Origin of the sequence: Pantoea sp. GbtcB22 (genome assembly GCF_019091025.1) — a bacterium.
Taxonomy (GTDB): domain Bacteria; phylum Pseudomonadota; class Gammaproteobacteria; order Enterobacterales; family Enterobacteriaceae; genus Pantoea; species Pantoea leporis.
Map to the genome: position 1 here is coordinate 1317823 of NZ_JAGXKB010000001.1, position 25988 is coordinate 1343810.

Annotated in this window: 26 protein-coding genes; 6 read left to right on the plus strand and 20 right to left on the minus strand. The window is 55.0% G+C overall.

The features are described from left to right. Positions 1-4: 4 nt before the first annotated feature. The 5 genes from sucA to sdhC all read right to left on the minus strand — a co-directional run bounded on the left by sucA (position 5) and on the right by sdhC (position 6248). Positions 5-2812 (minus strand): 2-oxoglutarate dehydrogenase E1 component, encoded by a 2808-nt coding sequence (gene sucA / locus KVT28_RS06185; RefSeq protein ID WP_110865741.1) that lies wholly within the window; start codon positions 2810-2812, stop codon positions 5-7. Positions 2813-3019: 207 nt separating this feature from the next. Continuing rightward, positions 3020-3736, minus strand: a complete 717-nt coding sequence (locus KVT28_RS06190) for a succinate dehydrogenase iron-sulfur subunit (RefSeq protein WP_007890649.1) — start codon at positions 3734-3736, stop codon at positions 3020-3022. 14 nt (positions 3737-3750) lie between these two features. Beyond that, positions 3751-5517, minus strand: coding sequence for a succinate dehydrogenase flavoprotein subunit (gene sdhA / locus KVT28_RS06195; RefSeq protein ID WP_217547241.1), 1767 nt, complete (start codon positions 5515-5517; stop codon positions 3751-3753). Then, positions 5518-5865 (minus strand): succinate dehydrogenase membrane anchor subunit, encoded by a 348-nt coding sequence (sdhD, locus tag KVT28_RS06200; protein WP_049850912.1) that lies wholly within the window; start codon positions 5863-5865, stop codon positions 5518-5520. Continuing rightward, positions 5859-6248 carry a succinate dehydrogenase cytochrome b556 subunit gene (gene sdhC, locus KVT28_RS06205; RefSeq protein WP_101763218.1) on the minus strand — a complete coding sequence of 130 codons (390 nt, stop codon included), beginning with the start codon at positions 6246-6248 and terminating at the stop codon, positions 5859-5861. The genes sdhD and sdhC overlap by 7 nt, the downstream gene beginning before the upstream one ends. Positions 6249-6884: 636 nt before the next feature. Here sdhC and KVT28_RS06210 point away from each other — a divergent pair. Then, on the plus strand, positions 6885-8168 hold the full coding sequence (locus KVT28_RS06210; protein ID WP_008107361.1) for a citrate synthase: 1284 nt from the start codon (positions 6885-6887) through the stop codon (positions 8166-8168). Between the two features lie 36 nt (positions 8169-8204). On the opposite strand, the gene nei is transcribed toward KVT28_RS06210, so the two are convergent. The 11 genes from nei to KVT28_RS06265 form a co-directional block, all read right to left on the minus strand. Continuing rightward, positions 8205-8993 carry an endonuclease VIII gene (gene nei, locus KVT28_RS06215; protein ID WP_101763219.1) on the minus strand — a complete coding sequence of 263 codons (789 nt, stop codon included), beginning with the start codon at positions 8991-8993 and terminating at the stop codon, positions 8205-8207. 11 nt (positions 8994-9004) lie between these two features. Continuing rightward, a complete protein-coding gene (gene pcp, locus KVT28_RS06220) occupies positions 9005-9652 on the minus strand; it encodes a pyroglutamyl-peptidase I (RefSeq protein WP_101763220.1) in 648 nt (215 codons plus the stop codon). 7 nt (positions 9653-9659) lie between these two features. Next, the gene (locus tag KVT28_RS06225; protein WP_217547244.1) at positions 9660-10676 is read right to left on the minus strand and encodes a DUF979 domain-containing protein; all 1017 of its coding nucleotides are present in this window, start codon (positions 10674-10676) and stop codon (positions 9660-9662) included. Further along, positions 10676-11404 carry a DUF969 domain-containing protein gene (locus KVT28_RS06230; RefSeq protein WP_101763222.1) on the minus strand — a complete coding sequence of 243 codons (729 nt, stop codon included), beginning with the start codon at positions 11402-11404 and terminating at the stop codon, positions 10676-10678. Before KVT28_RS06230 ends, KVT28_RS06225 begins: the two co-directional genes overlap by 1 nt. A 56-nt stretch (positions 11405-11460) precedes the next feature. Continuing rightward, complete coding sequence (gene pxpA / locus KVT28_RS06235; protein ID WP_217547246.1) at positions 11461-12198, minus strand: 5-oxoprolinase subunit PxpA; 738 nt, start codon at positions 12196-12198, stop codon at positions 11461-11463. Next, the gene (gene pxpC / locus KVT28_RS06240) at positions 12188-13120 is read right to left on the minus strand and encodes a 5-oxoprolinase subunit PxpC (RefSeq protein ID WP_101763224.1); all 933 of its coding nucleotides are present in this window, start codon (positions 13118-13120) and stop codon (positions 12188-12190) included. Before pxpC ends, pxpA begins: the two co-directional genes overlap by 11 nt. Beyond that, positions 13114-13770 carry a 5-oxoprolinase subunit PxpB gene (gene pxpB, locus KVT28_RS06245; RefSeq protein ID WP_101763225.1) on the minus strand — a complete coding sequence of 219 codons (657 nt, stop codon included), beginning with the start codon at positions 13768-13770 and terminating at the stop codon, positions 13114-13116. The genes pxpC and pxpB overlap by 7 nt, the downstream gene beginning before the upstream one ends. A gap of 174 nt (positions 13771-13944) precedes the next feature. Beyond that, the gene (locus KVT28_RS06250) at positions 13945-14688 is read right to left on the minus strand and encodes a type 2 GTP cyclohydrolase I (protein ID WP_217547249.1); all 744 of its coding nucleotides are present in this window, start codon (positions 14686-14688) and stop codon (positions 13945-13947) included. An 18-nt stretch (positions 14689-14706) separates the two neighbouring features. Continuing rightward, complete coding sequence (phrB, locus tag KVT28_RS06255; protein WP_217547251.1) at positions 14707-16134, minus strand: deoxyribodipyrimidine photo-lyase; 1428 nt, start codon at positions 16132-16134, stop codon at positions 14707-14709. 12 nt (positions 16135-16146) lie between these two features. Then, positions 16147-17103 (minus strand): 2-thiouracil desulfurase family protein, encoded by a 957-nt coding sequence (locus KVT28_RS06260; RefSeq protein ID WP_101763228.1) that lies wholly within the window; start codon positions 17101-17103, stop codon positions 16147-16149. 152 nt (positions 17104-17255) lie between these two features. Further along, on the minus strand, positions 17256-17456 hold the full coding sequence (locus KVT28_RS06265) for a YbfA family protein (protein ID WP_008107019.1): 201 nt from the start codon (positions 17454-17456) through the stop codon (positions 17256-17258). Between the two features lie 246 nt (positions 17457-17702). On the opposite strand from KVT28_RS06265, the gene kdpE reads away from it, so the two are divergent. After that, positions 17703-18377, plus strand: coding sequence for a two-component system response regulator KdpE (gene kdpE, locus KVT28_RS06270; RefSeq protein WP_101763229.1), 675 nt, complete (start codon positions 17703-17705; stop codon positions 18375-18377). A gap of 39 nt (positions 18378-18416) precedes the next feature. Here kdpE and pgm read toward each other — a convergent pair whose 3' ends face one another. After that, positions 18417-20057: a phosphoglucomutase (alpha-D-glucose-1,6-bisphosphate-dependent) gene (pgm, locus tag KVT28_RS06275; protein WP_217547254.1), complete on the minus strand. Its 1641-nt coding sequence runs from the start codon at positions 20055-20057 to the stop codon at positions 18417-18419. Positions 20058-20081: 24 nt separating this feature from the next. Then, positions 20082-20621 carry a replication initiation negative regulator SeqA gene (gene seqA, locus KVT28_RS06280; RefSeq protein ID WP_110865729.1) on the minus strand — a complete coding sequence of 180 codons (540 nt, stop codon included), beginning with the start codon at positions 20619-20621 and terminating at the stop codon, positions 20082-20084. Positions 20622-20869: 248 nt separating this feature from the next. Here seqA and ybfF point away from each other — a divergent pair, with 248 nt between their 5' ends. The 4 genes from ybfF (at position 20870) to fur (ending at position 23549) form a co-directional block, all read left to right on the plus strand. After that, the gene (gene ybfF, locus KVT28_RS06285) at positions 20870-21634 is read left to right on the plus strand and encodes an esterase (RefSeq protein WP_110865728.1); all 765 of its coding nucleotides are present in this window, start codon (positions 20870-20872) and stop codon (positions 21632-21634) included. 167 nt (positions 21635-21801) lie between these two features. Further along, positions 21802-22077, plus strand: a complete 276-nt coding sequence (gene ybfE / locus KVT28_RS06290; RefSeq protein WP_007890670.1) for a LexA regulated protein — start codon at positions 21802-21804, stop codon at positions 22075-22077. Between the two features lie 137 nt (positions 22078-22214). Continuing rightward, positions 22215-22745, plus strand: coding sequence for a flavodoxin FldA (fldA, locus tag KVT28_RS06295; protein ID WP_110865727.1), 531 nt, complete (start codon positions 22215-22217; stop codon positions 22743-22745). 354 nt (positions 22746-23099) lie between these two features. Beyond that, positions 23100-23549 carry a ferric iron uptake transcriptional regulator gene (fur, locus tag KVT28_RS06300; RefSeq protein ID WP_007890672.1) on the plus strand — a complete coding sequence of 150 codons (450 nt, stop codon included), beginning with the start codon at positions 23100-23102 and terminating at the stop codon, positions 23547-23549. A 61-nt stretch (positions 23550-23610) separates the two neighbouring features. On the opposite strand, the gene KVT28_RS06305 is transcribed toward fur, so the two are convergent. Further along, complete coding sequence (locus KVT28_RS06305) at positions 23611-24006, minus strand: hypothetical protein (protein WP_101763235.1); 396 nt, start codon at positions 24004-24006, stop codon at positions 23611-23613. Between the two features lie 235 nt (positions 24007-24241). Continuing rightward, complete coding sequence (gene glnS, locus KVT28_RS06310; protein ID WP_217547256.1) at positions 24242-25909, minus strand: glutamine--tRNA ligase; 1668 nt, start codon at positions 25907-25909, stop codon at positions 24242-24244. Positions 25910-25988 lie beyond the last annotated feature (79 nt).

Here is a 25988-nt window from a genome sequence, read left to right on the forward strand (position 1 = left end):
TTTATTAACCAAGGTTCAGCGCGTCATTAACCAGGTCTTGCTGCTGTTTTTGATGTACGGACATGTAGCCCACGGCCGGTGAAGCAGAAGCCGGACGGCCTGCATAACGCAGTGACGCACCAAATGGAACCACTTCGCGGAAATGATGCTGACTGCAATACCATGCGCCCTGATTCAGCGGCTCTTCCTGACACCACACGAAATCCTGCACATGAGCATAGTTTTTCAATACGTCCTGCACGACTTTGTGCGGGAACGGATAGAGTTGTTCGATACGCACGATGGCCACGTCGGTCTGCTCGTTTTTACGACGCTGCTCCAGCAGATCGTAATAAACCTTGCCCGAACACAGCACCACGCGTTTTACCTGTTGTGGATCGAGATCGTCGATCTCACCAATCGCTGGCTGGAAGCTGCCTGTGGCCAACTCTTCCAGGCTGGAAATCGCCAGCGGATGACGCAGCAGTGATTTCGGTGACATGACGATCAGCGGACGGCGCATACCGCGCAGCGCCTGACGACGCAGCATGTGGTAAACCTGCGCTGGCGTAGAAGGCACGCACACCTGCATGTTCTGTTCAGCACAGAGTTGCAGATAACGCTCCAGACGCGCTGAGGAGTGCTCAGGACCCTGGCCTTCATAACCGTGCGGTAGCAACATGACCAGGCCACACATACGGCCCCATTTCTGTTCGCCGGAGCTGATGAACTGGTCGATCACGACCTGCGCGCCATTGGCGAAATCGCCGAACTGCGCTTCCCAGATGGTCAGCACGCGCGGTTCTGCGGTGGCATAACCGTATTCGAAAGCCAGTACCGCTTCTTCAGACAGTACGGAATCCCACACTTTGAACTGACCCTGGCCGTTATGGACATGGTGCAGCGGCGTATAGGTTGAGCCGTTGGTCTGGTTGTGGATTACCGCATGACGGTGGAAGAAGGTCCCGCGACCGGTATCTTCACCGGAAAGACGCACCGGAATCCCCTCGTCAACCAGCGTGGCGTAGGCGAGGTTTTCTGCACCGCCCCAGTCGAACGCTTTGTTGCCTTCGGCCATCTCTTTGCGATCGTTGTAGATCTTGGCAACGCGAGACTGCACTTCTACCGATTCCGGTACGCTGCTGATGCGGCGCGCCAGTTCCTGCAGGCGTTTCAGTTCCACGGTCGCCGGGTAGCTTTCGTCCCACTCGTGGTTCAGATACGGCGACCAGGTGAATGAGTGCAGGCTCATCGGACGCCACTCTGGCACCACGCATTCGCCTTCATCCAGCGCGTCGCGATAGAGATTGACCATCTCGGTGGCATCTTCGCTGGTCGCTACGCCTTCGCTTTCCAGCTGATCGGCATAGAGTTTACGCGGCGTCGGATGCTTTTTGATTTTCTGGTACATCAACGGCTGCGTTGCACTTGGCTCGTCAGCTTCGTTGTGGCCGTGACGGCGATAGCACACCAGGTCGATGAAGACATCACGTTTAAAGGTGTTGCGATAATCCAGCGCCAGGCGCGTCACAAAGGCTACGGCTTCCGGATCGTCCGCGTTAACGTGGAAAATCGGTGCCAGCACCATCTTGCCGATATCCGTACAGTACGGCGTAGAGCGCGCATCTTTCGGGTTGGAGGTGGTGAAACCAACTTGGTTGTTGATCACGATGCGAACGGTACCGCCCACTTCGTAGCCACGCGCCTGCGACATGTTCAGGGTTTCCTGCACCACGCCCTGACCAATAACAGCGGCATCACCGTGAATGGTGATAGGCAGAACTTTGTTGCTGCTTGGCTCAGCCAGACGATCCAGACGCGCACGCACCGACCCCATCACTACCGGGCTTACGATTTCCAGATGCGACGGGTTGAACGCCAGCGCCAGGTGCACTAAGCCGCCTTCGGTTTCCACGTCAGACGAGAAGCCCATGTGGTACTTCACGTCGCCGGTGCCGAGGTGTTCTTTGTGCTTACCGGAGAACTCGTCGAACAGATCCTGCGGCTTCTTACCTAATACGTTGATCAGTACGTTGAGACGACCGCGGTGCGCCATACCCAGCACCACTTCGCGCGTACCGCTCTTGCCCGCGTGACGAATCATCTCGCGCAGCATGGGCACCAGTGCATCGCCGCCTTCCAGCGAGAAGCGCTTCGCACCCGGGAATTTTGCACCCAGATATTTTTCCAGGCCTTCTGCCGCGGTCAGCTCTTTCAGGAAACCTTTTTTCTCGTCACTGCTGAAAGACGCGTGGCCCACCACCGATTCCAGACGCTGCTGAATCCAGCGCTTCTCGTCGGTGTTGTTGATGTGCATGTACTCAGCACCAATCGAGCCACAGTAAGTCTGCTGCAGCGCCGCAAACAGATCCGCCAGCTTCATGGTCTCTTTGCCGATAGCAAAAGAGCCTACGTTAAAGCTTTCCTGAAAATCGGCGTCGGTCAGATCGTGATAAGCCGGATCGAGGTCGGCTACCGTGTCCTGTTTCCACAGGCCAAGCGGATCGAGGTTTGCATGCTGATGGCCGCGGAAGCGGAACGCATTAATCAGCTGCAGCACTTTTACCTGTTTGGAGTTGGTTGCCGGATCGGTCACGGTTGATGTGTAACGCGTAGCGTCTTTAGCCAGGCGGCGGAAGTAGTCACGCGTGGTGGAGTGAAATTGCTCAGGTTTCACGCCAGTGCCCGGCAGCTGTTGGAACAGCTCGCGCCACATGTCATCAACTGAGTCAGGATCGGTCAGGAAATCCTCATAGAGCTGCTCTATGTAAGATTGGTTCGCGCCGGCCAGCCAGGAGGAGTCCAGCCAGGGTTTCATCGCGCTGTTCTGCATTGTGATCCCTTAAGCATTAATCTGCTTTTTATGAGGTTTCATTTTTTACCGCTTACGCGGCTTGCCGTAGTGAGTTCAGCGATACGAACCTGTGCGCTACCGGCGCCTGGCTCGTAAGGGAACCTTTATAAGCGTGGTCAGCACCGCGCTTATAGAGGCTTCCGTAAACATCCGGGAACTCAGGTTCCCGGAGAGTGACTTTTTCTGTTACGCCCCGCGTTGCAGCAGCATCGACTTAATATGGCCGATGGCGCGCGTTGGGTTTAGGCCTTTCGGGCACACGCTCACACAGTTCATGATGCTGTGACAGCGGAAAACACTGAAAGCATCGTTGAGATTGTCGAGACGCGCATTGGTTTCCGTGTCGCGGCTGTCGATCAGGAAACGGTAAGCGGCCAGCAGGCCAGCCGGACCGACAAACTTATCCGGATTCCACCAGAACGACGGGCACGACGTTGAGCAACAGGCGCAGAGAATACACTCATACAAACCGTCCAGATGCTCACGCTCGGCTGGGCTCTGTAAATGCTCGCGCGCCGGTGGATTTTCCCCATTATTCAACAGGAAAGGCTTAATCTTCTCATACTGTGCATAGAATTGTCCCATGTCTACCACGAGGTCGCGGATCACCGGCAAACCTGGCAGTGGACGGATAACAATTTTCTTCGAACCGTTGCCCAGCGCAGAGATCGGCGTGATACACGCCAGACCATTTTTACCGTTCATGTTCAGACCATCTGAACCGCACACGCCTTCACGGCAAGAGCGACGGAAAGCCAGCGTAGGGTCTTTCTCTTTCAGACGGATCAGCGCATCCAACAGCATCATGTCGCGACCATCTTCCGACTCCAGGGTGTACTCCTGCATGCGCGGCTTGGCATCGACTTCCGGGTTGTAACGATAGATTGAAAATTCGAGTCTCATGATGATCTCCGCAATTAGTAGGTACGCGCTTTCGGCGGGAAGGCCGCACGCAGTTTCGGTTGCATGTTCACCTCACGGCGCGTCATGCTTTCCGTCTGCGGAACATAGAGACTGTGGCACAGCCAGTTTTCATCATCGCGGTCCGGGAAGTCGAAGCGGCTATGTGCACCACGGCTTTCGGTACGGAAGTTGGCGGCAACAGCGGTGGCGTAAGCGGTTTCCATCAGGTTATCCAGCTCAAGGCATTCGATACGCTGGGTGTTGAAGTCTGGCGAACGGTCATCAAGACGCGCTGATTTCAGACGCTCACGAATCAATTTCAGCTCTTCCAGACCTTCACGCATCGCATCGCCATCGCGGAACACCGAGAAGTTGTTCTGCATGCAGCGCTGCAGCGCTTTACGGATTTCGACAGGATCTTCACCGGTGGTGTTATTTTCCCAGCGGTTGAAGCGCGCCATCGCTGCATCGATATTTTCCGGCGTGGCTTCACGCAGTTCGCCCTGCTCTTCAATACACTCCAGCAGATGCACACCAGCTGCGCGACCGAACACCACCAGATCGAGCAGCGAGTTGCCGCCGAGGCGGTTAGCGCCATGAACCGATACGCAGGCGATTTCACCGACGGCGAACAGACCCGGAATCACCTCATCCTGGCCCTGCTCATTCACGCGCAGCGCCTGGCCGGTCACTTTGGTCGGCACGCCGCCCATCATGTAGTGACAGGTTGGGATCACCGGAATCGGTTCTTTAATTGGGTCAACGTGGGCAAAGGTACGCGACAGCTCAAGGATGCCAGGCAGACGCGACTCCAGCACTTCGGCACCGAGATGGTCGAGTTTCAGTTTGATGTGCGGACCCCAGGGGCCATCGCAACCGCGACCTTCACGGATTTCCACCATCATCGAACGCGCAACCACATCACGCCCCGCCAGATCTTTGGCGTTCGGCGCATAACGTTCCATGAAGCGTTCACCGTGCTTATTCAGCAGGTAACCGCCTTCACCACGGCAACCTTCGGTGACCAGCACGCCCGCACCGGCAATACCGGTTGGGTGGAACTGCCACATTTCCATATCCTGCACCGGCACGCCGGCGCGCAGCGCCATGCCAACGCCGTCACCGGTGTTGATGTGGGCGTTAGTGGTGGATTGGTAAATACGGCCCGCGCCGCCGGTCGCCAGAATAGTGGCCTTGGCTTTGAAATAGACGGTTTCGCCGGTTTCCATGCAGATAGCCGTACAGCCGACAATCGCGCCGTCTTCGTTTTTCACCAGATCCAGCGCATACCATTCGGAGAAGATGGTGGTTTTGTTTTTCAGGTTCTGCTGATACAGCGTATGCAGCAAGGCGTGGCCGGTACGGTCGGCCGCAGCTGCGGTACGCGCCGCCTGCTCACCGCCGAAATTCTTCGACTGACCACCAAACGGACGCTGATACACCCGGCCGTCATCCAGACGGGAGAACGGCAATCCCATGTGTTCCAGTTCCAGAATCGCTTCCGGACCGACATGACACATATATTCGATCGCGTCCTGGTCGCCGATAAAGTCGGAACCTTTGACGGTGTCGTACATGTGCCATTCCCAGTTATCGTCATGGGTGTTACCCAGCGCAACGGTAATACCGCCCTGCGCCGATACGGTATGGGAACGGGTTGGGAATACTTTGGATAACAGGGCACAAGTCTGGCCCGATTGGGAGATTTGCAGAGCGGCGCGCATTCCCGCGCCACCCGCGCCGATCACCACGGCATCAAATTCTCTGACTGGCAAACTCATTTACACACCCCACACAACAACAGTTCCATAAATCGCATATGACAACAGCGCAACCACAATCACAAACTGCAGCAACAAACGGGTTGCAACAGGTTTCACGTAGTCAGTCAGCACCTGCCACATTCCAATCCAGCCGTGGATCAGAATCGAGAACAGCGTCAACATGGTGAACACTTTCGTGAAGGCGGACGAGAAGAAGCCATGCCAGACGTCATACGTCAGCGTGCCTGTCATCACGACAAAACCGAGGATGTAGAGAATATAGAGCGTAATTAAGATTGCAGCAGCACGCAGTAACAGCCAGTCATGGATACCGTTGCGTCCTAATGCAGAAGCATTGCTTACCATACGAGGACTCCAGCCAAAATTGAGAGCACGACAGTGATAACAAAAGCCGCTTGCGCGGAACGGGTTCCCACCTGCAGGGTTTCTGCTGTTACACCAAAATCAGCCAACATATGGCGAATACCGCTCACAGCGTGATACGCCAGCGCAGTTAAAATGCCCCACATGATGAATTTGGCGAAGAAGCTATCCATGATGGATGCCGCTTGCTGGAAACCTTCTGGAGAGGAGAGAGAGAGACCCAGTAACCAGAGCAGAATTCCGAGAGCGACAAAGGTGATCACGCCGGAGACGCGGTGGAGAATGGACGATATTGCAGTAACGGGAAACCGGATCGTCGAGAGATCCAAGTTAACAGGTCTTTGTTTTTTCACGGTTTTGCCCACACAGCTCTTTTTTATTTTGCTTCCTCCGGTCCTGAGTTGCATCAGAGACACAGCGTGTGTTCAGACTGCAACCGCCACCAAAATAGCAACATCCAGTGTTAAATAAAGCGGGTAAAACGCTGGGTGGCTCCTGGTGTCAGGGTGTTCCGGAGACCTGGCCGCAGTATAGGAGGATCACATTCTGATTACAATTCCCCTACAATCTCTTTGGTCACATTTAGGCTGAACAGTGATCACCTTCACGATTTTCACAATTTATACATTTTTAATTATCTGATTTGACAAAGAATCAACATTTCAGTTACAAACAATCGCATTAAAGTCCTATGATGCACAAAAGTTATGGGGATACACTTTCCCCTAAGCTCAAGTTATGTAACATTGCCAATACAAGTAACACAAAGCATCAGGTTATTGGTTACCAAGAAGTTATGTCGTGACAGGAACTTTAACATCCTCGATGTGCAGCATGTCATGCCCCGACGCCACCGAATGGCCCAGTTCAGCATTTACTCTGTAACCCTGCACGACCAACGTTACCGCAGAGTGATGCTGTGAAGATTGTGGTTTTACGTAACAACATGGCTATTCTGGTGTCTAAGATCCTTACCTTAAAGGCGCTATGGAGACGAAATAATGACAGATAAAAAAGTGACGCTAACCCTACAAGATAATACTTCTGTTGAACTGGACGTGATGCAAGGCACGCTGGGACAAGATGTAGTTGATGTCCGCGCCCTTGGCTCACAAGGCCTGTTCACCTTCGATCCCGGCTTCACCTCTACGGCGTCCTGCGAATCTAAAATCACCTTTATTGATGGTGACGAAGGTATTCTGTTACACCGCGGTTTCCCGATTGATCAGCTGGCAACCCACTCTAACTATCTTGAAGTGTGTTACATCCTGTTAAATGGCGAAGCCCCGACCCAAGCCCAGTTTGAAGAGTTCCGCACCACCGTTACCCGCCACACCATGATTCACGAGCAAATCACCCGACTATTCCACGGCTTCCGCCGCGATTCGCATCCAATGGCAGTAATGTGTGGTGTGACCGGTGCGCTGGCAGCGTTTTATCACGACTCTTTAGACGTCAACATTGAGCGTCACCGTGAAATCGCTGCGTTCCGCCTGCTGTCGAAAATGCCGACCATGGCAGCGATGTGCTACAAGTACTCAATTGGCCAGCCGTTTGTCTATCCGCGCAATGACCTCTCTTATGCCGGTAACTTCCTGCACATGATGTTCGCCACGCCGTGCGAAGAGTACAAAGTGAATCCAGTGCTGGAACGCGCGATGGACCGTATTCTGATTCTGCACGCCGACCATGAGCAGAACGCTTCTACCTCTACCGTCCGTACCGCAGGCTCTTCAGGCGCGAACCCGTTTGCCTGTATCGCCGCCGGTATCGCTTCTCTGTGGGGACCGGCGCACGGCGGTGCCAACGAAGCGACACTGCGCATGCTGGAAGAGATCAGCACCGTTGATCACATCCCTGAGTTTGTTAAACGTGCGAAAGATAAGAACGATTCGTTCCGTCTGATGGGCTTCGGCCACCGCGTGTACAAAAACTACGATCCACGTGCCACCGTGATGCGCGATACCTGTCACGAAGTGCTGAACGAACTGGGCATGAAAGATGATCTGCTGGAAGTGGCGATGGAGCTGGAACACATCGCGCTGAACGACCCGTACTTCATCGAGCGTAAACTCTATCCAAACGTCGATTTCTATTCAGGCATCATCCTGAAAGCAATGGGCATTCCGTCTTCCATGTTTACCGTTATCTTCGCCATGGCGCGCACCGTGGGCTGGATTGCACACTGGAAAGAGATGCACGACGAAGGCATGAAAATCGCCCGTCCGCGTCAGCTGTATACCGGTTACACCGAGCGTCCATTCACCTCGGCGCTGGATAAATAAGAGAAAGGCGGCCATCTGGCCGCCTTTTTTATAGCGCTACAACTGGCATCCCGGGCACCAGTAAAACGGCCGCGATGACAGCACGCCCTTCTCAATCACCGCGCCGCACCGCCGGCACTTTTTCCCCTGCCGATGAAACACCTCGAAGCGAAACGCTGCTTCTTCATGATACTTCTTCATGCTGCCACGCATCTCGTATGACAAACGCGGCACCGCCAGCATCGCCTCACTTAACGCCGTCAGCTGCTGTTCGCTGAGGTCCTGCGCCCGATGCGACGCCAGCAATCCGGCATGCCACAAAATCTCCACGCGCAGATAATTGCCGAGGCCGGCTAAAAAGGCCTGATCAAGCAGCAAGCCGCTGAACTGGCGACGACGAAAACGCGGCGACAGCAAACGCTCGCGCACCTCTTCCACCGTTAAGCTGGCATCCAGCACATCCGGGCCCACGCGCTGCAAAAACGGATGCGCAGCTAAAGTATCGGCGTTGAGCAGCTCAATATCCGAGGCGCTATACAGCAAAATGGTTTTATCCGCCGTCGCGAGTCGTACGCGCAGCTGGCGCGTGGTATTCGGTTGCGTACCGGTTGGCACCACGCGCCACACGCCGTACAGCTGATTGTGGCTGTAGAGCGTCAAACCATTGGAGAAGTGGGTGAGCAGCGCTTTACCGCGCGTTTCGAAGGCGTTGATGGTGGCATCCATCAGCGCCGGTTCGTAGGTTTTCAGCTGTGGAAAGGCAAACCACACATCGGTGAGGGGTTTGCCGACCATTGCCTCTGCCAGCTGATCCGCCGCGCGGCGGATCTCCGGTCCCTCAGGCATAACAACTCCTTTTAATGCGTAGCGCCACCGACGACGCGGATATCATTTTCGGTACTCAGGATCACCTGCAGCGAGGTTTCCAGCGCCTGAATCACGCTTGCAGTCGCCATGCTGGCCACGCCGGGATGGTGCACCGCTTGTTCCGGCATATACGGGATATGAACAAAACCGCCGCGCGCCTTGCTGTTGGTGGTGTGGATCCAGTGCAGCAGGCTGTACATCACGTGGTTACAGGTGAAGGTGCCGGCGGTTTGCGATACCGAGGCCGGCACACCCACTTCACGCAGCGCGGCAACCATCGCTTTGATCGGCAGCGTGGAGAAATAAGCCGCCGGGCCATCCGCCTCGATGGGCTGATCGATCGGTTGCTGTTGGTTGTTATCCGGTATGCGCGCGTCATCCACGTTGATCGCAACGCGTTCAACGGTAATATCGGCGCGGCCGCCGGCTTGCCCGACGCACAACACGCGGTCGGGTTGAATCTCCTCCAGCGCGCGCGTCAGCACTTCACCGCAAGTGGCAAATACCACCGGCAGCTGGCGTACCACAATGCGTGCACCGGCGATCTCTTTGCCGTCGAAGGTGCGCACCGCTTCCCACGAAGGGTTGATGTTTTCGCCACCAAAAGGCTCAAACGCCGTCATTAACACCGTTTTCATTGCAACCTCACAAGAACATCAGGAAGTAGAGCAGGAAAATATTCACTACCAACAGTAGCACACCGGTTGGCACCTGAGCCTTGATCACCGCGTTGCGGTCCGGCAGCTCCAGCAGGCGCGCCGGCACGATGTTGAAGTTGGCCGCCATTGGCGTCATCAACGTGCCGCAATAGCCGGAGAACATCCCAATCGCCGCCATTACCGCCGGATTGCCGCCGTGCTGCAGCACCAGAATCGGAATACCGATGCCGGCGGTGACAATCGGGAAGGCAGCAAACGCATTGCCCATCACCATGGTCAGCAATGCCATGCCACCCGCATATACCGCGACGGCAATCAGGCGATTATCTACCGCCAGATATTGTTCGGTGAGATGCGAAATTGCCGTGCCGACACCGGCGCTGGTGAACAGCAGGCCAAGCGTGGCCAGAATCTGCGGCAGAATAAATGCCCAACCGACCGCATCCAGCAGGCGACGGGTTTCCTGCATCGACTGCAGCGGCTTTTCATGGGTGATTTTCAACGCAATCAGCCAGCCCAGCAGGCAGCCAATCATCATGGAGAACAGCGTCACCAGCGTGGAATGATTGCCGGGACCAAACACCGTATCCTGCAAACCGGGAATATGGTTAAACGCCAGCACGCCAATCACCGTCACCAGTGGAATCGCCAGCGCTGGCAGGAACAGTTTGTTTTGCAGACGTTTAGCACTTTCCTGTTTCTGCTCATCGCTGCGCTGATGATAACGCCCCAGACGCACGCCGCCGAAACCGGCAATCAGCGCCATCAACACCACGGCCACGCCCACGCCGATATGCAACCAGCGGCGGCCCAGTTCCGCATCGCCCGCCCATTGTCCCATCAGCTGATAAGCACCGTCGCCAATCAGGAAAATCAGGCCATACAGTGCCCAGAACAGACCGGTGGTAAAACGGCGCGGGTTAGCGCTGTCACGCCATGAAAGCACGGCAACCACCAGCAGGATCACCCCTGCCAGCCACATCAAATATTGTTGCTGGAACATTACTTCGCTCCTTTGGCGTTCAGCGCCTGCTGGTTTAACGCGCCCAATTCACGCGACAGCTGGCGATCGAGACGCACCAGACGAGCTGAATGAATGAGGAAAGCACAGAGCGCGGTAGGAATGCCCCACAGCGCGATATGCAGCGGTTCGGTGCTGATACCGGCAGATTCCTGCATAAAGTTATGCATGAAGATAATCGCGCCAAAGGCAACGAAGATATCCTCGCCAAAGAACAGACCGACGTTATCGGTCGCCGCAGACATGGCGCGCAGACGATGGCGCACGTCTGGCGGGACATCACCGTAGCGGTTTTCTGTGGCACCTTCGGCCATCGGCGCCAGCAGCGGACGCACCATCTGCGGATGCCCGCCCAGGCTGGTTAAGCCCAGCGCGGCGGTGGCTTCACGCACAAACAGGTAGACGATCAGCAAGCGGCCGGCGGTGGCGGTTTTGATCTGCGCAATCCAGCTTTGCGCCCGCTCTTTCAGGCCATGACGCTCCAGCAAACCGATAACAGCCAGCGGCAGCAGCAGAATCAGCGGCAGATTACGCGTATTGAGGAAGCCAGAGCCGAGCTTTTCCAGAATGTCTGCCAGCGGCAGATGCGCTGCCAGCCCGGTGACGAAGCCCGCCACAATCACCACCAGCACCGGGTTAAAGCGCAGCACAAAACCCAGAATGATGGCGGCAATGCCCAGCAGCGGCCAGAGGTTTACCACGTTATCCATGTTGTTCCCTTATGTGAAAAGAAGCCCGGCGTGATGCCGGGCAATGAGTAAAAACGTTATGCGCTGGTGACCGCAATCTGACTGGTCGCAAATGCCGCGCGCAGCGTGCGGGCGAACTGCAGCGCATGTGCGCCATCACCGTGTAAACAGACGGTTTCGGCGTTAACCCTGACCCATTCTCCGCTGATGCTCTGCACCTGACGCTGCTGCACCATCGCCAGCGTTTGCGCCAGCGCCTGTTCGGCATCTTCAATCATCGCTTGCGGCTGGCTGCGTGGCACTAACGCCCCGCTCGCCAGATAGCCGCGATCGGCAAACACCTCTTCGCGGGTGCGCAGACCATGATGCGCCGCCGCCGCAATCGACGCGCTGCCCGCCAATCCGACCAGAATCAATCCGCTATCCACGGCTTTTACCGCGCGCGCGATGGCATCCGCCAGTTGCGGATCGCCCGCCGCCTGGTTGTACAGCATGCCGTGCGGCTTGACGTGTACCAGCCGTTCGCCTTCGCTCTCGGCAATGCTTTTCAGCGCACCAATCTGGTAGATCATCTGCGCATACACCGTTTCCGGCGGCAGCTGCATGGCGGTACGGCCAAAGTTTTCCCGATCGGGGAAACTCGGATGCGCGCCAATCGCCACGCCCGACGCTTTCGCCCAGCGCACCGATTGCAGCATGGTTTGCGCATCACCGGCGTGGAAGCCGCAGGCGATATTGGCTGAACTCACCAGCGTCAGCAGCTCCCGATCGCTGGCGCTGCCTTCGCCGAGATCGGCGTTAAGATCAATCTTCATGGGCCAATCCCCAGGCTATTTGGTCGAAGGAACGCTGTTGATGCTGTTTGGCGTGAATCGCGTCTTCCAGCGTGCAGTGGATAAAGTGAATCGGTTCGCCGAGACGAATTTGCGCCAGATGATAGAGATCGGCTTCGATGATGCAGGCAATGCGCGGATAGCCGCCGGTGGTTTGTGCGTCCGCCATCAACACAATCGGTTGACCATTGGGCGGCACCTGCACCACGCCGGGCACTAAACCGTGCGACAGCAAATCGCGCGTTGCATCGCGATGCAGTTGACGTCCCTGCAGGCGATAACCCATGCGATTACTTTGCGGACTGAGCTTCCACGGGCTGCGCCAGAAACCCTGCTGCGCCTCACGCGAGAACTCGTTATATTCCGGGCCCGCTAAGGCGCGGATGCGGTTGCCCCACAGCAGTTGACGCACGCCGGCTTTGTCTTTGAAGTCGCGCGTCGGTTTACCCAACGGCAGCTCATCGCCATCCTGCAGTTTACGTCCCTGCCAGCCGCCAAACGCTGCCTTGAGATCGGTACTGACCGAACCGAGCATGTCCGGCACGGCAAAACCACCGTTGACCGCCAGATAACTGCGCATGCCGCGCGTTGGCGTTGCCAGCGTCAGCACCTGCCCTTTTTTCACCGGCAGACGCCAGCCGGTCCAGACCGGTTTGCCGTCCAGATCGGCATTGCAGCCTGCGCCCGTCAATGCAAACCAGCCATCGCGCGTAAACTGCGTTTTAAATTGTCCCAGCACGATTTCCAGCACCGCGCTCTGCTCGGGGTTACCCACCAGCATATTGGCGGTGCGCATTGCCGGTTGATCGAGCGCGCCGCCCACGCTGATGCCATATTGGCGGAAGCCGGTGCGGCCGTGGTCTTGCAGCGAGGTCATCATGCCCGCGCGGAGAATTTTCAACATACGCCCTCCTGCTGCGGCACAAAGCGCACGCTATCACCGGGACGTAACAGTGTCGGTGGATGCTGAAGCGGGTCGAACAGGCTGAGCGGCGTATGGCCAATCAGTTGCCAGCCGCCGGGCGCGGCTAAGGGATAGATGCCGGTTTGGCTGCCGCCGATGCCCACCGAGCCGCTCGGCACCAGTACGCGCGGTTCAGCGCGGCGTGGCGTGTGTAAACGCTCATCCAGGCCACCGAGATAAGGGAAACCAGGCTGGAAGCCGATGAAATAGACCACGTAATCGATGCTGCTGTGCAGTTCTACCGCTTGCCTGGCCGTCATGTTGGCGCGCTCCGCCACCTCCTGCAGATCCGGCCCACCTGCGCCGCCGTACACAACTGGAATCTCGACGCGGCGCGATTCCGGCAGCTGCGCTTCGCTCTCTTCCCACCAACGCTGCAAACGCTCAATCGCGTCCAATGCATTGCGTTGCGGATCGCGCAGCAGCAACGTCAGGTTGTTCATGCCAGGAATCACTTCCTCAACCTGCTCGTTTTGCTGCAGTCGCTGACACAATCCCCAGATGCGCTGCTGGCTGGTCAACGAAACCGGTGGCTCTAGTTCCAGCACCACCGCGCGCTCACCTAGCAGATAACAACGTGCTCGTTGCAAAAACAACCTCCTGGTAAAAGTCTTACATGTCGCAGAACGAATGTTGCAGGATCGCCATTCATAGCGAACGAACTTCTCGTTTATGCGTAAAAGCCATAAGTTATGCGAAAGTGACAGAGATGTGTCAACAGATTTGCGCCCTTAACGCAGGTTAAGGGCGTGAGAGGAGAGAAATCAGGCCGGGTTGTCGATGTCGATAAAGGTCACATCAAGGCCATGATGGGCAGCTAACCATTCGCCCAGCGCCTTGATGCCGCCGCGTTCGGTCGCGTGGTGTCCGGCGGCAAAGAAGTGCAAACCTTGTTCGCGCGCGCTGTGGATGGTTTGCTCGGAGACTTCACCGGTAATAAAGGCATCGACGCCAAAGGCTGACGCGCTATCGATAAAGCCCTGACCGCCGCCGCTGCACCAGGCAACGCGCTTGATCAATGCCGGCGCGTTATCACCACAGTGCAGCGGTGTGCGACCTAAACGTTGGGCAATTTTTTCCGCCAGCGCCGCGCCACTCAGTGGTTGTGCCAGCTCGCCCCACGGCACCAGCGGCTGAATCTCGCCTTTCACTGCAATATCAAACAGACGCGCCAGCTGCGCGTTATTACCCAACTCGGGATGCGCATCCAGCGGCAGATGCCAGCCATACAAATTGATATCATTGGCCAGCAGCGTGCGCAGACGCTGGCGCTTCATGCCTTTAATCACCGGCGCTTCGCTTTTCCAGAAGTAACCGTGATGCACCAGCACCGCATCGGCGTTGCGCTTCACCGCCTCGTCCAGCAGCGCCTGACACGCGGTTACGCCAGTGATGATGGTTTTCACCTCGGCGCGCCCTTCCACCTGCAAACCGTTCGGCGCGTAATCGCTGAAGGCGCTGTTATTCAGCTGCTGGTTAACGATCTGTTCTAACTCGACATTATTCATTACGGCTCCCTGACCGCCTCAAGCCGCGCTGCGAGCGCGCTCAAAGGCGTCTAGTGTCTTTTTACGTGCGTCCTTATGTTCCACGATTGGCGCGGGATAATCGAGTTTCTTGTTATTTTTCTGCGCCCACACTTGCGGCTGATGAATATCGCTGTCGGGCACGTCGCTGAGTTCCGGCAGCCACTGACGGATAAAGTCGCCCTGTTTATCAAAGCGCTCGCCCTGCGTGGTGGGATTGAAGATACGAAAATAGGGCGCGGCATCGGTGCCAGTTGACGCGGCCCATTGCCAGCCGCCATTGTTGGCGGCCAGATCGCCATCGATCAGCTGCTGCATGAAATAACGCTCACCTTCACGCCAGTCAATCAGCAGATCCTTCACCAGGAAACTGGCGGTAATCATGCGCAAGCGATTATGCATCCAGCCGAGCGTGTTGAGCTGGCGCATCGCCGCATCAACAATCGGATAGCCGGTTTTGCCCTGTTGCCAGGCTTTGAGATGCCCGTCGTTTTGCTGCCAATCCACGTTGCGCGTCCAGTCGACAAACGGCTGATGCTTACACAGCGCCGGAAACGCCACCATCAGATGACGATAGAATTCGCGCCAGATCAGTTCGTTCAGCCAGGTAAAGGCCTTGCCCTCGTTGAGCGCATCGGGATGCTCTTTGAGCACGCGATGAAGACATTGGCGCGGCGACAGCACGCCAGTGGTTAGATAAACCGATAAGCGGCTGGTGCCGTCAATGGCCGGTAAATCACGCTGATCTGGATAATGCTGCACCGCCTGTTTAGCGAAGTGGCGCAGCTGTTTTAACGCCGCCTCTTCTCCCGCCGGGAACAGGCTTTCATCAAAGGCTTCACAACGATAATCAAAAGCGGGAATCTTCTTTTCGATACTGATGGGCGCACCATCACGCGCTTTCGGTGCCTGATGGCACTCCGGTAAGCCCTGATGTAAACGACGAACAAAGGCTTTGCTGAACGGCGTGAACACTTTGAACATGGTGTTGCTGCCGGTTTGCACGCTGCCCGGCGGCAACAGCAAGCTGTCATCGAATCCCTGACATACTACGCCCTGCGCATCCAGACGTTTCTCCGCCTGCGCATCGCGTTCACGCTCGTTGATTTCGTACTGGTAGTTGTAGAACAGCGCATCAACCCGTTGCTGCTGGCAAAATTTCGCCAGATATTCAATCGAAGCGGCAAAGTCATCACACTGATGGAAATGCAGAGGAATGCCGCGTTCAGCCAGTGACTTCTGCAACAAGCTGAGATTTTGCTGGATGAACGCCGCCTGCTTTGGCGCCATATGGTGTTGCTGCCACTGCTGCGGTGTGGCGATAAACAGCGCAATCACTTTGGCCTGGCTATCGCGCCAGGCGGCGGCCAGCGCCGTGTTGTCATTGATGCGCAGATCGTTGCGCAGCCAAACTAAATGGGTGGTCATAAAGCCCCGAAATTATTGGCCGTAGCGCAAGCGCAGCGCTTCCGGATAAGGATCAAAATAGCGCTGCTGTGCCAGCCACGGATGCGGGTATTCCGCCATGTAATGTTTCAGCATGGTGATCGGTGCTAACAGCGGCTGTACGCCCTGACGATAACGATCAATCAGTTGCGCCAGCTCCTGACGTTGCGGCGAACTCAACTGCGGACGGAAGTAGCCTTGTACATGCATCAGCACGTTAGTGTGATTGCGTCGTGATGCCTGATGTGACATCAGGTGCATCAGACGACTGCGGTACTCAAAGGCGTAATCCTCCAGCGAATCCCACTGGTCCATCGCCGCGACAAAGCGGCCCATCTCGCGGTATTCGTCCTGCGCATGAGATAGCAGCAATAATTTGTAGCGACTATGGAAGGCCATCAGCTTGTGGCGCGATAATCCGCTGCGCCACATTTCGTTGAATTCATGCAGCGCATAGACGCGGCCGATAAAGTTTTCGCGGATAGCGTCATCATGCAGACGACCATCCTCCTCCAGCGGCAGCCACGGCATCTCTTTCTGTAAAAATGCGGTAAACATGCCGGTGCCCGCTTTGCGATTGTTGTTGGTTTCAGGCTCGTAAACGCGGACACGTTCCAGCCCACAGCTAGGGGATTTGGCACAGAGGATGTAGCCGCACAGGTGATGTAGCGACTTCACGCGTTCGGCTGACCAGCGCTGCATCTTTTCCGTCACCTCTTCGCCGCCATCTTTGCTGAAACAGAGATGGATGTTTTCATCGCTCTCTTTTACCAGGCGCAAAGCCGGACGCGGCGTCGGTAAGCCAATCGCCATTTCGGGACATACAGGTTCAAAGCGCACAAATGGCACGAGTTCGTCCGTGGCGAAAGCAAAACGTTTATGGCCACCATCAAATCGGACGTTATCCCCGAGCAGGCAAGCGCTGATACCAACAGGAATTTTCTCGCTCATACTTGTACAACCTCATAAATCTTGTAGAGGTTTTAAGTGTAGCTGAAATGCGCGGAGATAACAGCGGGAACGCGCGGTGGGCGTGAAAATTATCGATAAAAAAACCCGGCGCTTCACGTGAAGTCGCCGGGTTAATAGTGCGCTAAAATCGCTTACCAGTGAATGCCGGCAGCCGCTTCAGACTGCGCCAGCCAGACGGGTTTCGTGCTGGTTTTGCACCACATACGATGCAGGTAACTGTACAAACGTGCGCGATCTGAGCGGAATAACATCACTGGCAACGCCAGCAAACCGATTGCTACCACCAGCACGCGGCGCAGTACGATTTTATACAGTGGATATGCGCGATCCATCTTTGGCCCCCTTGTGGTAAACATTGCGTTGAAATGTGATCTGGTTCAGATATTACCCGTAATTGTGTAATTTTACTACTCATCCGACCACTATTTTTGCGCTTTTTTTCAGCAATTTGTGTGGTGGTGAAAGTTAGTTACAAGATTGTGAATTAAACGATCCATTCAAGTTAAAAACTTCGTGACGGACGCCGGGCCGCTTTATTGCTAAAGTGATGCGTTAACTTTTTTGCCGCTGGAGGCAGCGTGACGACCATCTTGATAGTGGAAGATGAAAAAGAGATTCGCCGTTTCGTGCGCCTTGCGCTGGAGAGCGAAGGCCTTAAGATTGTGGAAGCGGAGCAACTGCAGCGCGGCCTGATTGAAGCGGCGACGCGTAAGCCGGATCTGGTGATCCTCGATCTCGGCTTGCCGGATGGTGATGGCAATGACTTTATCCGTGAAGTACGTCAATGGAGCAGCATGCCGGTGATTGTGCTGTCGGCACGGAGCGATGAGCAGGATAAGATCGATGCGCTGGACGCGGGTGCGGATGATTATCTCACTAAGCCGTTTGGCATAGGTGAACTGCTAGCGCGCGTGCGCGTGGCGCTGCGTCGCCATCAAAGCAACCAGCCAGAACCGATTGTGAAATTTGGCGAAGTCAGCGTCGATTTGGCGGCGCGCCGTGTATTGCGCAACCAACAGGAAGTGCATCTGACACCGACTGAATTCCGCCTGCTGAGTTTGCTGGTGAACAACGCCGGAAAAGTGCTGACCCAGCGTCAATTACTGAATCAGGTTTGGGGCCCCAATGCGGTGGAGCACAGTCATTATTTGCGCATCTATATGGGGCACTTGCGGCAGAAGCTGGAAGCGAATCCCACGCAGCCCAGCCATTTGCTGACCGAAACCGGCATCGGCTATCGATTTATGCCATAAAAAAAGGCCGCTAAGCGGCCTTTTCTCTTCACTGCCCAATCAGGCGTTTTTCAGTACTTCGCTAACAATCTCAACCGCTTCTTTCTCGATTTGCTGACGATGTTCAGCACCCAGGAAGCTTTCGCAGTAGATTTTGTACGCGTCTTCTGTACCTGATGGACGCGCGGCGAACCAGCCGTTTTCCGTCATTACTTTCAGACCGCCGATTGACGCACCGTTACCCGGCGCGGCAGTCAGGCGTGCGGTGATCGGATCACCCGCCAGCGTATCTGCGCTCACCATTTCGGGTGACAGCTTAGACAGCGCGGCTTTCTGTGCAGAAGTCGCCGGAGCCTGCAGACGGTTATAGCTTGGCGCACCAAAGCGTTCGGCCAGCTCGTCATAGTGCTGCTGCGGGTTCTTGCCAGTTAACGCCGTGATTTCAGCAGCCAGCAGGCACAGAATGATGCCGTCTTTATCGGTTGACCAGGCTGAGCCATCGAAACGCAGGAAGGATGCGCCCGCGCTCTCTTCACCGCCGAAACCGAAGCTGCCATCGAACAAACCATCAACGAACCATTTGAAACCAACCGGCACCTCCACCAGCTTACGTCCAATGTCGTTGACCACGCGGTCGATCATCGCGCTGGAAACCAGGGTTTTCCCTACAGCAACGTCTTTGCCCCACTGCGGGCGATGCTGGAACAGGTAGTTGATCGCCACCGCCAGATAGTGGTTCGGATTCATCAGACCCGCAGGCGTGACGATGCCGTGACGGTCGTAATCAGGATCGTTACCAAAGGCCAGGTCGAATTTGTCTTTGTACGCCAGCAAACCGGCCATCGCGCACTCGGATGAGCAGTCCATACGCACCACGCCATCTTTATCCAGATGCATGAAGCGGAAAGTCTGATCGATCGCATCGTTCACGATGGTCAGATCCAGTTTGTAGTGCTCAGCAATGCGCTGCCAGTAAGCAATACCGGAACCGCCTAACGGATCGACGCCAATTTTCAGGCCGGCGTTCTGAATGGCGGCGAAGTCAATCACCTGAGCCAGACCTTCAACGTATGGCTGGATCAGATCCTGCTCAACGATGTGGCCGCTCGCCCATGCCTGATCCAGCGGCAGACGTTTCACGTCTTTCAGCTCGCCTTTGATCAGCTGGTTAGCGCGATCTTCCACCACTTTGGTAACGTTGGTATCAGCCGGGCCACCGTTTGGCGGATTGTATTTGATACCGCCATCTTCCGGTGGGTTATGCGAAGGCGTGATAACGATGCCGTCCGCCTGCGCGCCGCCGCGTTTGTTGTGCTCAAGAATCGCGTTCGAGATTGCAGGCGTTGGTGTGTAGCCATTGTCCTGCTGAACAATCACGTCCACGCCGTTAGCGGCCAGCACTTCCAGCACCGACAGAATGGCTGGCTCAGACAGCGCATGCGTGTCTTTACCGACGTAGCACGGACCGGTAATGCCATTCTTTTTACGCTCTTCAGCAATCGCCTGCGCGATCGCCAAAATATGCTGTTCATTGAAGCTTTGGCGTCCCGCGCTACCGCGGTGGCCTGAAGTGCCAAATTTCACCGCATGATCCGGATTCGCCACATCGGGCTTCAGGACATAATACTGCGAGGTTAATTGTGCAACGTTAATTAAATCGCTCTGCTGGGCAGGCTGCCCGGCACGGGGGTGATTGGCCATTGGCGCTTCTCCCTGACGCTTCAGTTAAATGGTGCCGCGAACTTTCTCTGTCAGTTCCTGTGGGAACTGCATAGCCAGCATGATGTGTTCCACCATGCTGCATTTGCGACCTGTATTGGTGTTCGTGATCACCCAGTACGGTGTGCCGGGAACGTGCTTCGGCTTGGTATGGGTGCCATTTTGCAGCAGCGTGTGCTCGTCGCCCGCAAAGTAGACGCGGGTACGGCCCTGCAGCGAGGCAGTAGCTTCAGCAAACGCAGCCGGATCAAGACGATAGAGCGTTGACAGTACCAACATGAAGCGGTTAACCGCCTTATTCTGCTCGGCATATTCATCGGAAAGTAGCAGCTCACGTACCGCACGGACGCGATCCTGAGGACGCGCTTCACGGCTGGCAGGTTGCGCTTCTTTCATTGATGCACCAGCGGCGGGCGCAGCGGGTGCGCTCTGTCCGGCGGTGAACTTCAACATGCGGCGCAAAATATCTGAGGCGCTTTCACCAATGTGCTGCGTGTGGCTGGCAATATAACGGTAGAGTTCTTCGTCAACTTCAATCGTTTTCATCTTTTTCCGTACGATTCTGGCAAATGACAGAACCACGCATTCTTGCAACGTCCTTAGCAAAATCCAGTCGTGCAAAACGTGAGCGGGCTCTAACATAAGGATTATAAAGTTAAATCCGTGGCAGCCGATAGCGTTGGCAACGTTTACGGGCAAAAGTCGGAATATGCCCTAATGCCCACCGGCCTGACTGCTGGACAGGTGAATCCATGATAACCTAAGCCAAGGTCACAACCGTAAGAACTTTAGCCATGATTTTGAACGCCCGTCTGCAAACTGAACAATCTGCCCCCAATGCCACGCCGATCCTGTTGATCCATGGTCTTTTTGGCAGCCTTGATAACCTTGGCGTGCTGGCGCGTGGGGTGCGTGATGCACGTCCGACGCTGCAAGTTGACGTGCGCAATCACGGCTTGTCGGCGCGTAGTGATGAGATGAATTATCACGTGATGGCGCAGGACATTGTCGAAACGCTGGATGCGCACCATATCGATCGCGCGGGTGTGATTGGCCACTCAATGGGCGGCAAAATCGCCATGGCACTGAGTGCCATCGCGCCGGAACGTATCGATAAAATGGTGATGATCGATATCGCGCCCGTTGATTACCAAACGCGCCGCCATGACGAAATTTTTGCCGCTATTCGGGCCGTGAGCGCCGCGGGCGTCACGCGCCGCAGCGAAGCCGCTGAAGTAATGCGTCAGCATATTGATGAAGAAGGCGTGATCCAGTTCATCCTCAAATCTTTCGCAGAGGGCGAATGGCGCTTTAATGTGCCGGTGCTGTGGGATAATTACAGCACTATTTCCGGCTGGGAAGAGATTCCTGCGTGGCCGCATCCGGCGCTGTTTATCCGCGGCGGCGACTCGCCTTATCTGGATAATCAGCATCGCGATGCGCTGCTGCGTCAGTTCCCGCAGGCACATGCACATGTGATCAGCGGTGCTGGACACTGGGTGCACGCCGAGAAACCCGATGCGGTGTTACGCGCCGTTCGGCGTTTTTTTAACCTGTAAAAGCAAAAGCTTGCCGCTTGCGCTTTAGGGTTGGCGTCAGGGAAGGCGCTGGAGTATGATGTCGCGCTAAAAATTTGCCACGGATATTTTTTCGCCGTGGTCGGGCCGATAATGTTTTAATCGCGCAGCGCCTTTCCGCCGTTCGCGCCCACTCAGTTTTACAAACCATGGCAAAAGAACAGACAGACCGCACTACGCTTGATCTCTTCGCAGACGAGCGGCGTCCTGGTCGCCCGAAAACCAGCCCGCTGACGCGTGATGAACAGTTACGCATCAACAAACGCAATCAGCTCAAGCGCGATAAAGTGCGTGGGCTGCGTCGTGTTGAGCTGAAGATGTCGAGCGAGGCGGTTGACGCCCTCAGCACGCTGGCCGATCAGCAAAACATCAGTCGCAGCGAATTGATTGAACAAATGCTGCTGGCACAGCTCAAACTGTCGTAACGCGCGAAGACCGCACGCTGGAACACAAAGTCACGGCTTTATACGTTCCGCACTTTTTACCGGTCTGCTATTATTCGCATAACTGTGCAGTCAACTGACTTACTTTCACAATCAGGATTTAAGAGGTTACCTAACCCATGGCAATCGTAGGCATTTTCTTCGGCAGCGATACCGGCAACACTGAAAACATTGCAAAGATGATCCAGAAACAACTGGGTAAAGATGTCGCCGAAGTGCATGACATTGCTAAGAGCACCAAAGAAGATCTCGAAGCGTTCGACATCCTGCTGCTGGGTATCCCAACCTGGTATTACGGCGAAGCGCAGTGTGACTGGGACGATTTCTTCCCGACGCTGGAAGAGATTGATTTCAATGGTAAGCTGGTAGCGCTGTTTGGTTGTGGCGATCAGGAAGATTACGCCGAGTACTTCTGTGATGCGATGGGCACTATCCGTGACATCATTGAGCCGAATGGTGCGGTGATCGTCGGTCACTGGCCAACCGAAGGCTATCACTTCGAAGCCTCTAAAGGCCTGGCCGATGACAAAAACTTCCTTGGTTTGGCCATTGACGAAGACCGTCAGCCGGAATTGACCAACGAACGCGTTGAGAAGTGGGTGAAGCAGATCTTTGATGAGCTGCAGCTGAAAGAGATTATTGAAGCTTAATTCCCTGCTCTGCCCGATGTGCGCACTGCCTCACATCGGGTAACGGAATTTCCTATAAAAATAATAGCTACGGTTTTTTAACTTTTCCCCGCAAATCTGTAGAATACCCGCAATGGTCATCCGCTTATTCCTCTGGCAGTAGAATGAGGCTGAGTGAAATGGAATCCAAAACCCAAGCGTCTTGAAGACGTTAGTGACGATATCCTTACAACCTTTGGTGATTAAGGACGTTGCCTTGGTTTTCATTTCACTGCTTGAGTTCTATAATGAGACGCAAATGAGAATGCGCGTTGACCTAAACATTCAAGGCCCCTGCGCCGCAAGTGACTAGCAAAGTAACAGGACAATATCCGCATGACTGACAACAACTCCGCATTGAAGAAGGCTGGCCTGAAAGTCACGCTACCCAGACTGAAAATTCTGGAAGTGCTTCAGGGACCCGGCCCAGAGTCCCATCACGTCAGTGCGGAAGATTTGTATAAGCGCCTGATTGATATGGGCGAAGAGATTGGTCTGGCAACGGTGTATCGCGTTCTTAACCAGTTTGACGACGCGGGCATCGTAACCCGTCACAACTTTGAAGGCGGCAAATCTGTCTTCGAACTGACTCAGCAGCATCACCACGATCACTTGATCTGCCTGGATTGTGGCAAAGTTATAGAATTCAGCGATGAATCAATCGAAACGCGTCAGCGTGAAATTGCCACTCGCCACGGCATTAAGCTCAGCAACCACAGCCTGTACCTGTACGGTCATTGTGCTCTGGGAGACTGCCGCGAAGACGATACGCTCCACGATAAGTAATTGAGTGTGCTATGCAGTATAAAAAAAACCGGCGCTTGAGCCGGTTTTTTTATGCCTGTAATCAGGCGACAAGCGTTTCCTGCAGGTAGCGCCAGCGCGGAATGGCGGTGCTGCAATCCAATACCGCCAGTGAAATGCGGCTCTGATTGATGCCGTTCATCATCTGTAATTCACGATACTGAATCGTCACTTCCTCGCTTTGCTGCGAGATGATGGCGTGCTCACTGGTGGCAATGCGCATGCCTTCACGCTGCCCCTGCAACTGGCGAAACAGCACTTCCATTTCATTGAGGTCCAATCGTTTGCCTTGCGGCGTGACCATTTTGAACTCGGGATGAAAGTGCGACAAAAACAGATCAATGCTGTCGTCGCTGCCTTCCGCCTGATTGAAAATACGTTCAATAAGCTGATGTAAAACCACCACGCTATGCCTGGCTTCCTGGGCGAGAGTTGTCATTTTTTTTCCTTAGATAAGCCGCAGAGCAACGTCTGAGAGCGCATAGCCTACCTGAAAAAAAGTTTTTCACACTGCCAAATGGGTTAATTTTTCTAAAGTCAGAATAGTCGCAAATAGGGAATTAAAGGCGGATTGAGGCGTGCAGCATAAAAGGTCGTATCTGGCCAAATTGAGATAATAAAAAAGGGCGATTGCTCGCCCTTTCATGATCTTATCGTCCTCGCGACTAAAACTATTAATCGCCGATTTTTGCCCAGGTATCACGCAAACCTACGGTGCGGTTAAACACCAGCCTGGAGGGCTGTGAATAGACGCTATCAGCACAGAAATAGCCTTCACGTTCGAACTGGTACGGTGCCATCGAATCGGCAGCACGTAAACCAGGCTCAACGAAGCCCTGTTTGATTTCCAGTGAGTTTGGGTTGATGGTGGTGAGGAAATCCTCAGCCGTGCCCGGATTTGGCACACTGAACAGACGATCGTACAGGCGGAATTCCGCTGGCAGCGCGTGGATTGCAGAAACCCAATGGATAACGCCTTTCACTTTACGGCCATCGGCCGGATCTTTGCTCAGCGTATCAACGTCGCAAGTACAATAGATGCAGGTAATATTGCCTTCAGCATCCTTCGCCACACGTTCGGCACGGATCACGTAAGCATTACGCAGACGCACTTCTTTACCCAGCACCAAACGCTTGTACTGCTTGTTGGCTTCTTCACGGAAGTCAGCGCGATCGATCCACACTTCACGGCTGAATGGCACTTCACGCGTGCCCATCTCCGGTTTGTTCGGATGATTCGGCATAGTGATGATCTCATCGTGACCTGCAGGCAGGTTCTCGATCACCACTTTCAACGGATCCATTACCGCCATCGCACGCGGTGCGTTTTCATTGAGATCGTCACGAATGCACGATTCCAGTGAAGCCATCTCCACGATATTGTCCTGTTTGGTCACACCAATACGGCGGCAGAACTCACGGATAGAAGCGGCGCTATAACCACGACGACGTAGACCCGAAACGGTTAGCATGCGCGGATCGTCCCAGCCTTCTACCACCTTCTCGCTCACCAGCTGAGTCAGTTTACGCTTCGACATCACCGCATATTCCAGATTTAGGCGTGAGAACTCGTACTGACGCGGATGAACCGGAATGGTGATGTTATCCAGCACCCAATCATACAGACGACGGTTATCCTGGAACTCCAACGTGCAGAGAGAGTGCGTAATGCCTTCGATCGCATCCGAAATGCAATGAGTGAAGTCGTACATCGGGTAGATGCACCACTTGCTGCCGGTCTGATGGTGATCGGCAAACTTAATGCGGTACAGTACCGGATCGCGCATCACGATAAAGCTGGACGCCATGTCGATTTTGGCACGCAAACAGGCTTTGCCCTCTTCGAAACCGCCATCGCGCATCTTCTGGAACAGCGCCAGGTTTTCTTCCACGCTGCGATCGCGGTATGGGCTGTTTTTACCCGGCGCCGTCAGTGAACCGCGATACTCACGGATCTCATCCGCCGAAAGTTCATCAACGTAAGCCAGACCTTTGTTGATCAGCTCAACCGCATAGTTGAACAGTTGGTCAAAGTAGTCTGAGGAGTAACGAATGTTGCCGCTCCACTCAAAGCCCAGCCATTGCACGTCACGCTTAATGGATTCGACAAACTCCAGATCTTCTTTAACTGGGTTAGTGTCGTCGAAACGCAGATTGCACTGACCTTGATAGTCTTGCGCGATACCAAAGTTCAGGCAGATAGATTTCGCATGGCCAATATGCAGATAACCATTGGGCTCAGGCGGGAAACGGGTATGCACACTGTTGTGCTTACCGCTCGCCAAATCTTCGTCGATGATCTGACGAATAAAGTTCGTTGGGCGGGCTTCAGCCTCACTCATCTCAAAATCCTCAAAAACTATAACGGGTGATTTGTACCACGAAGTAACGGAGTATGATCCACAAAGCGCAGGAGGGAAA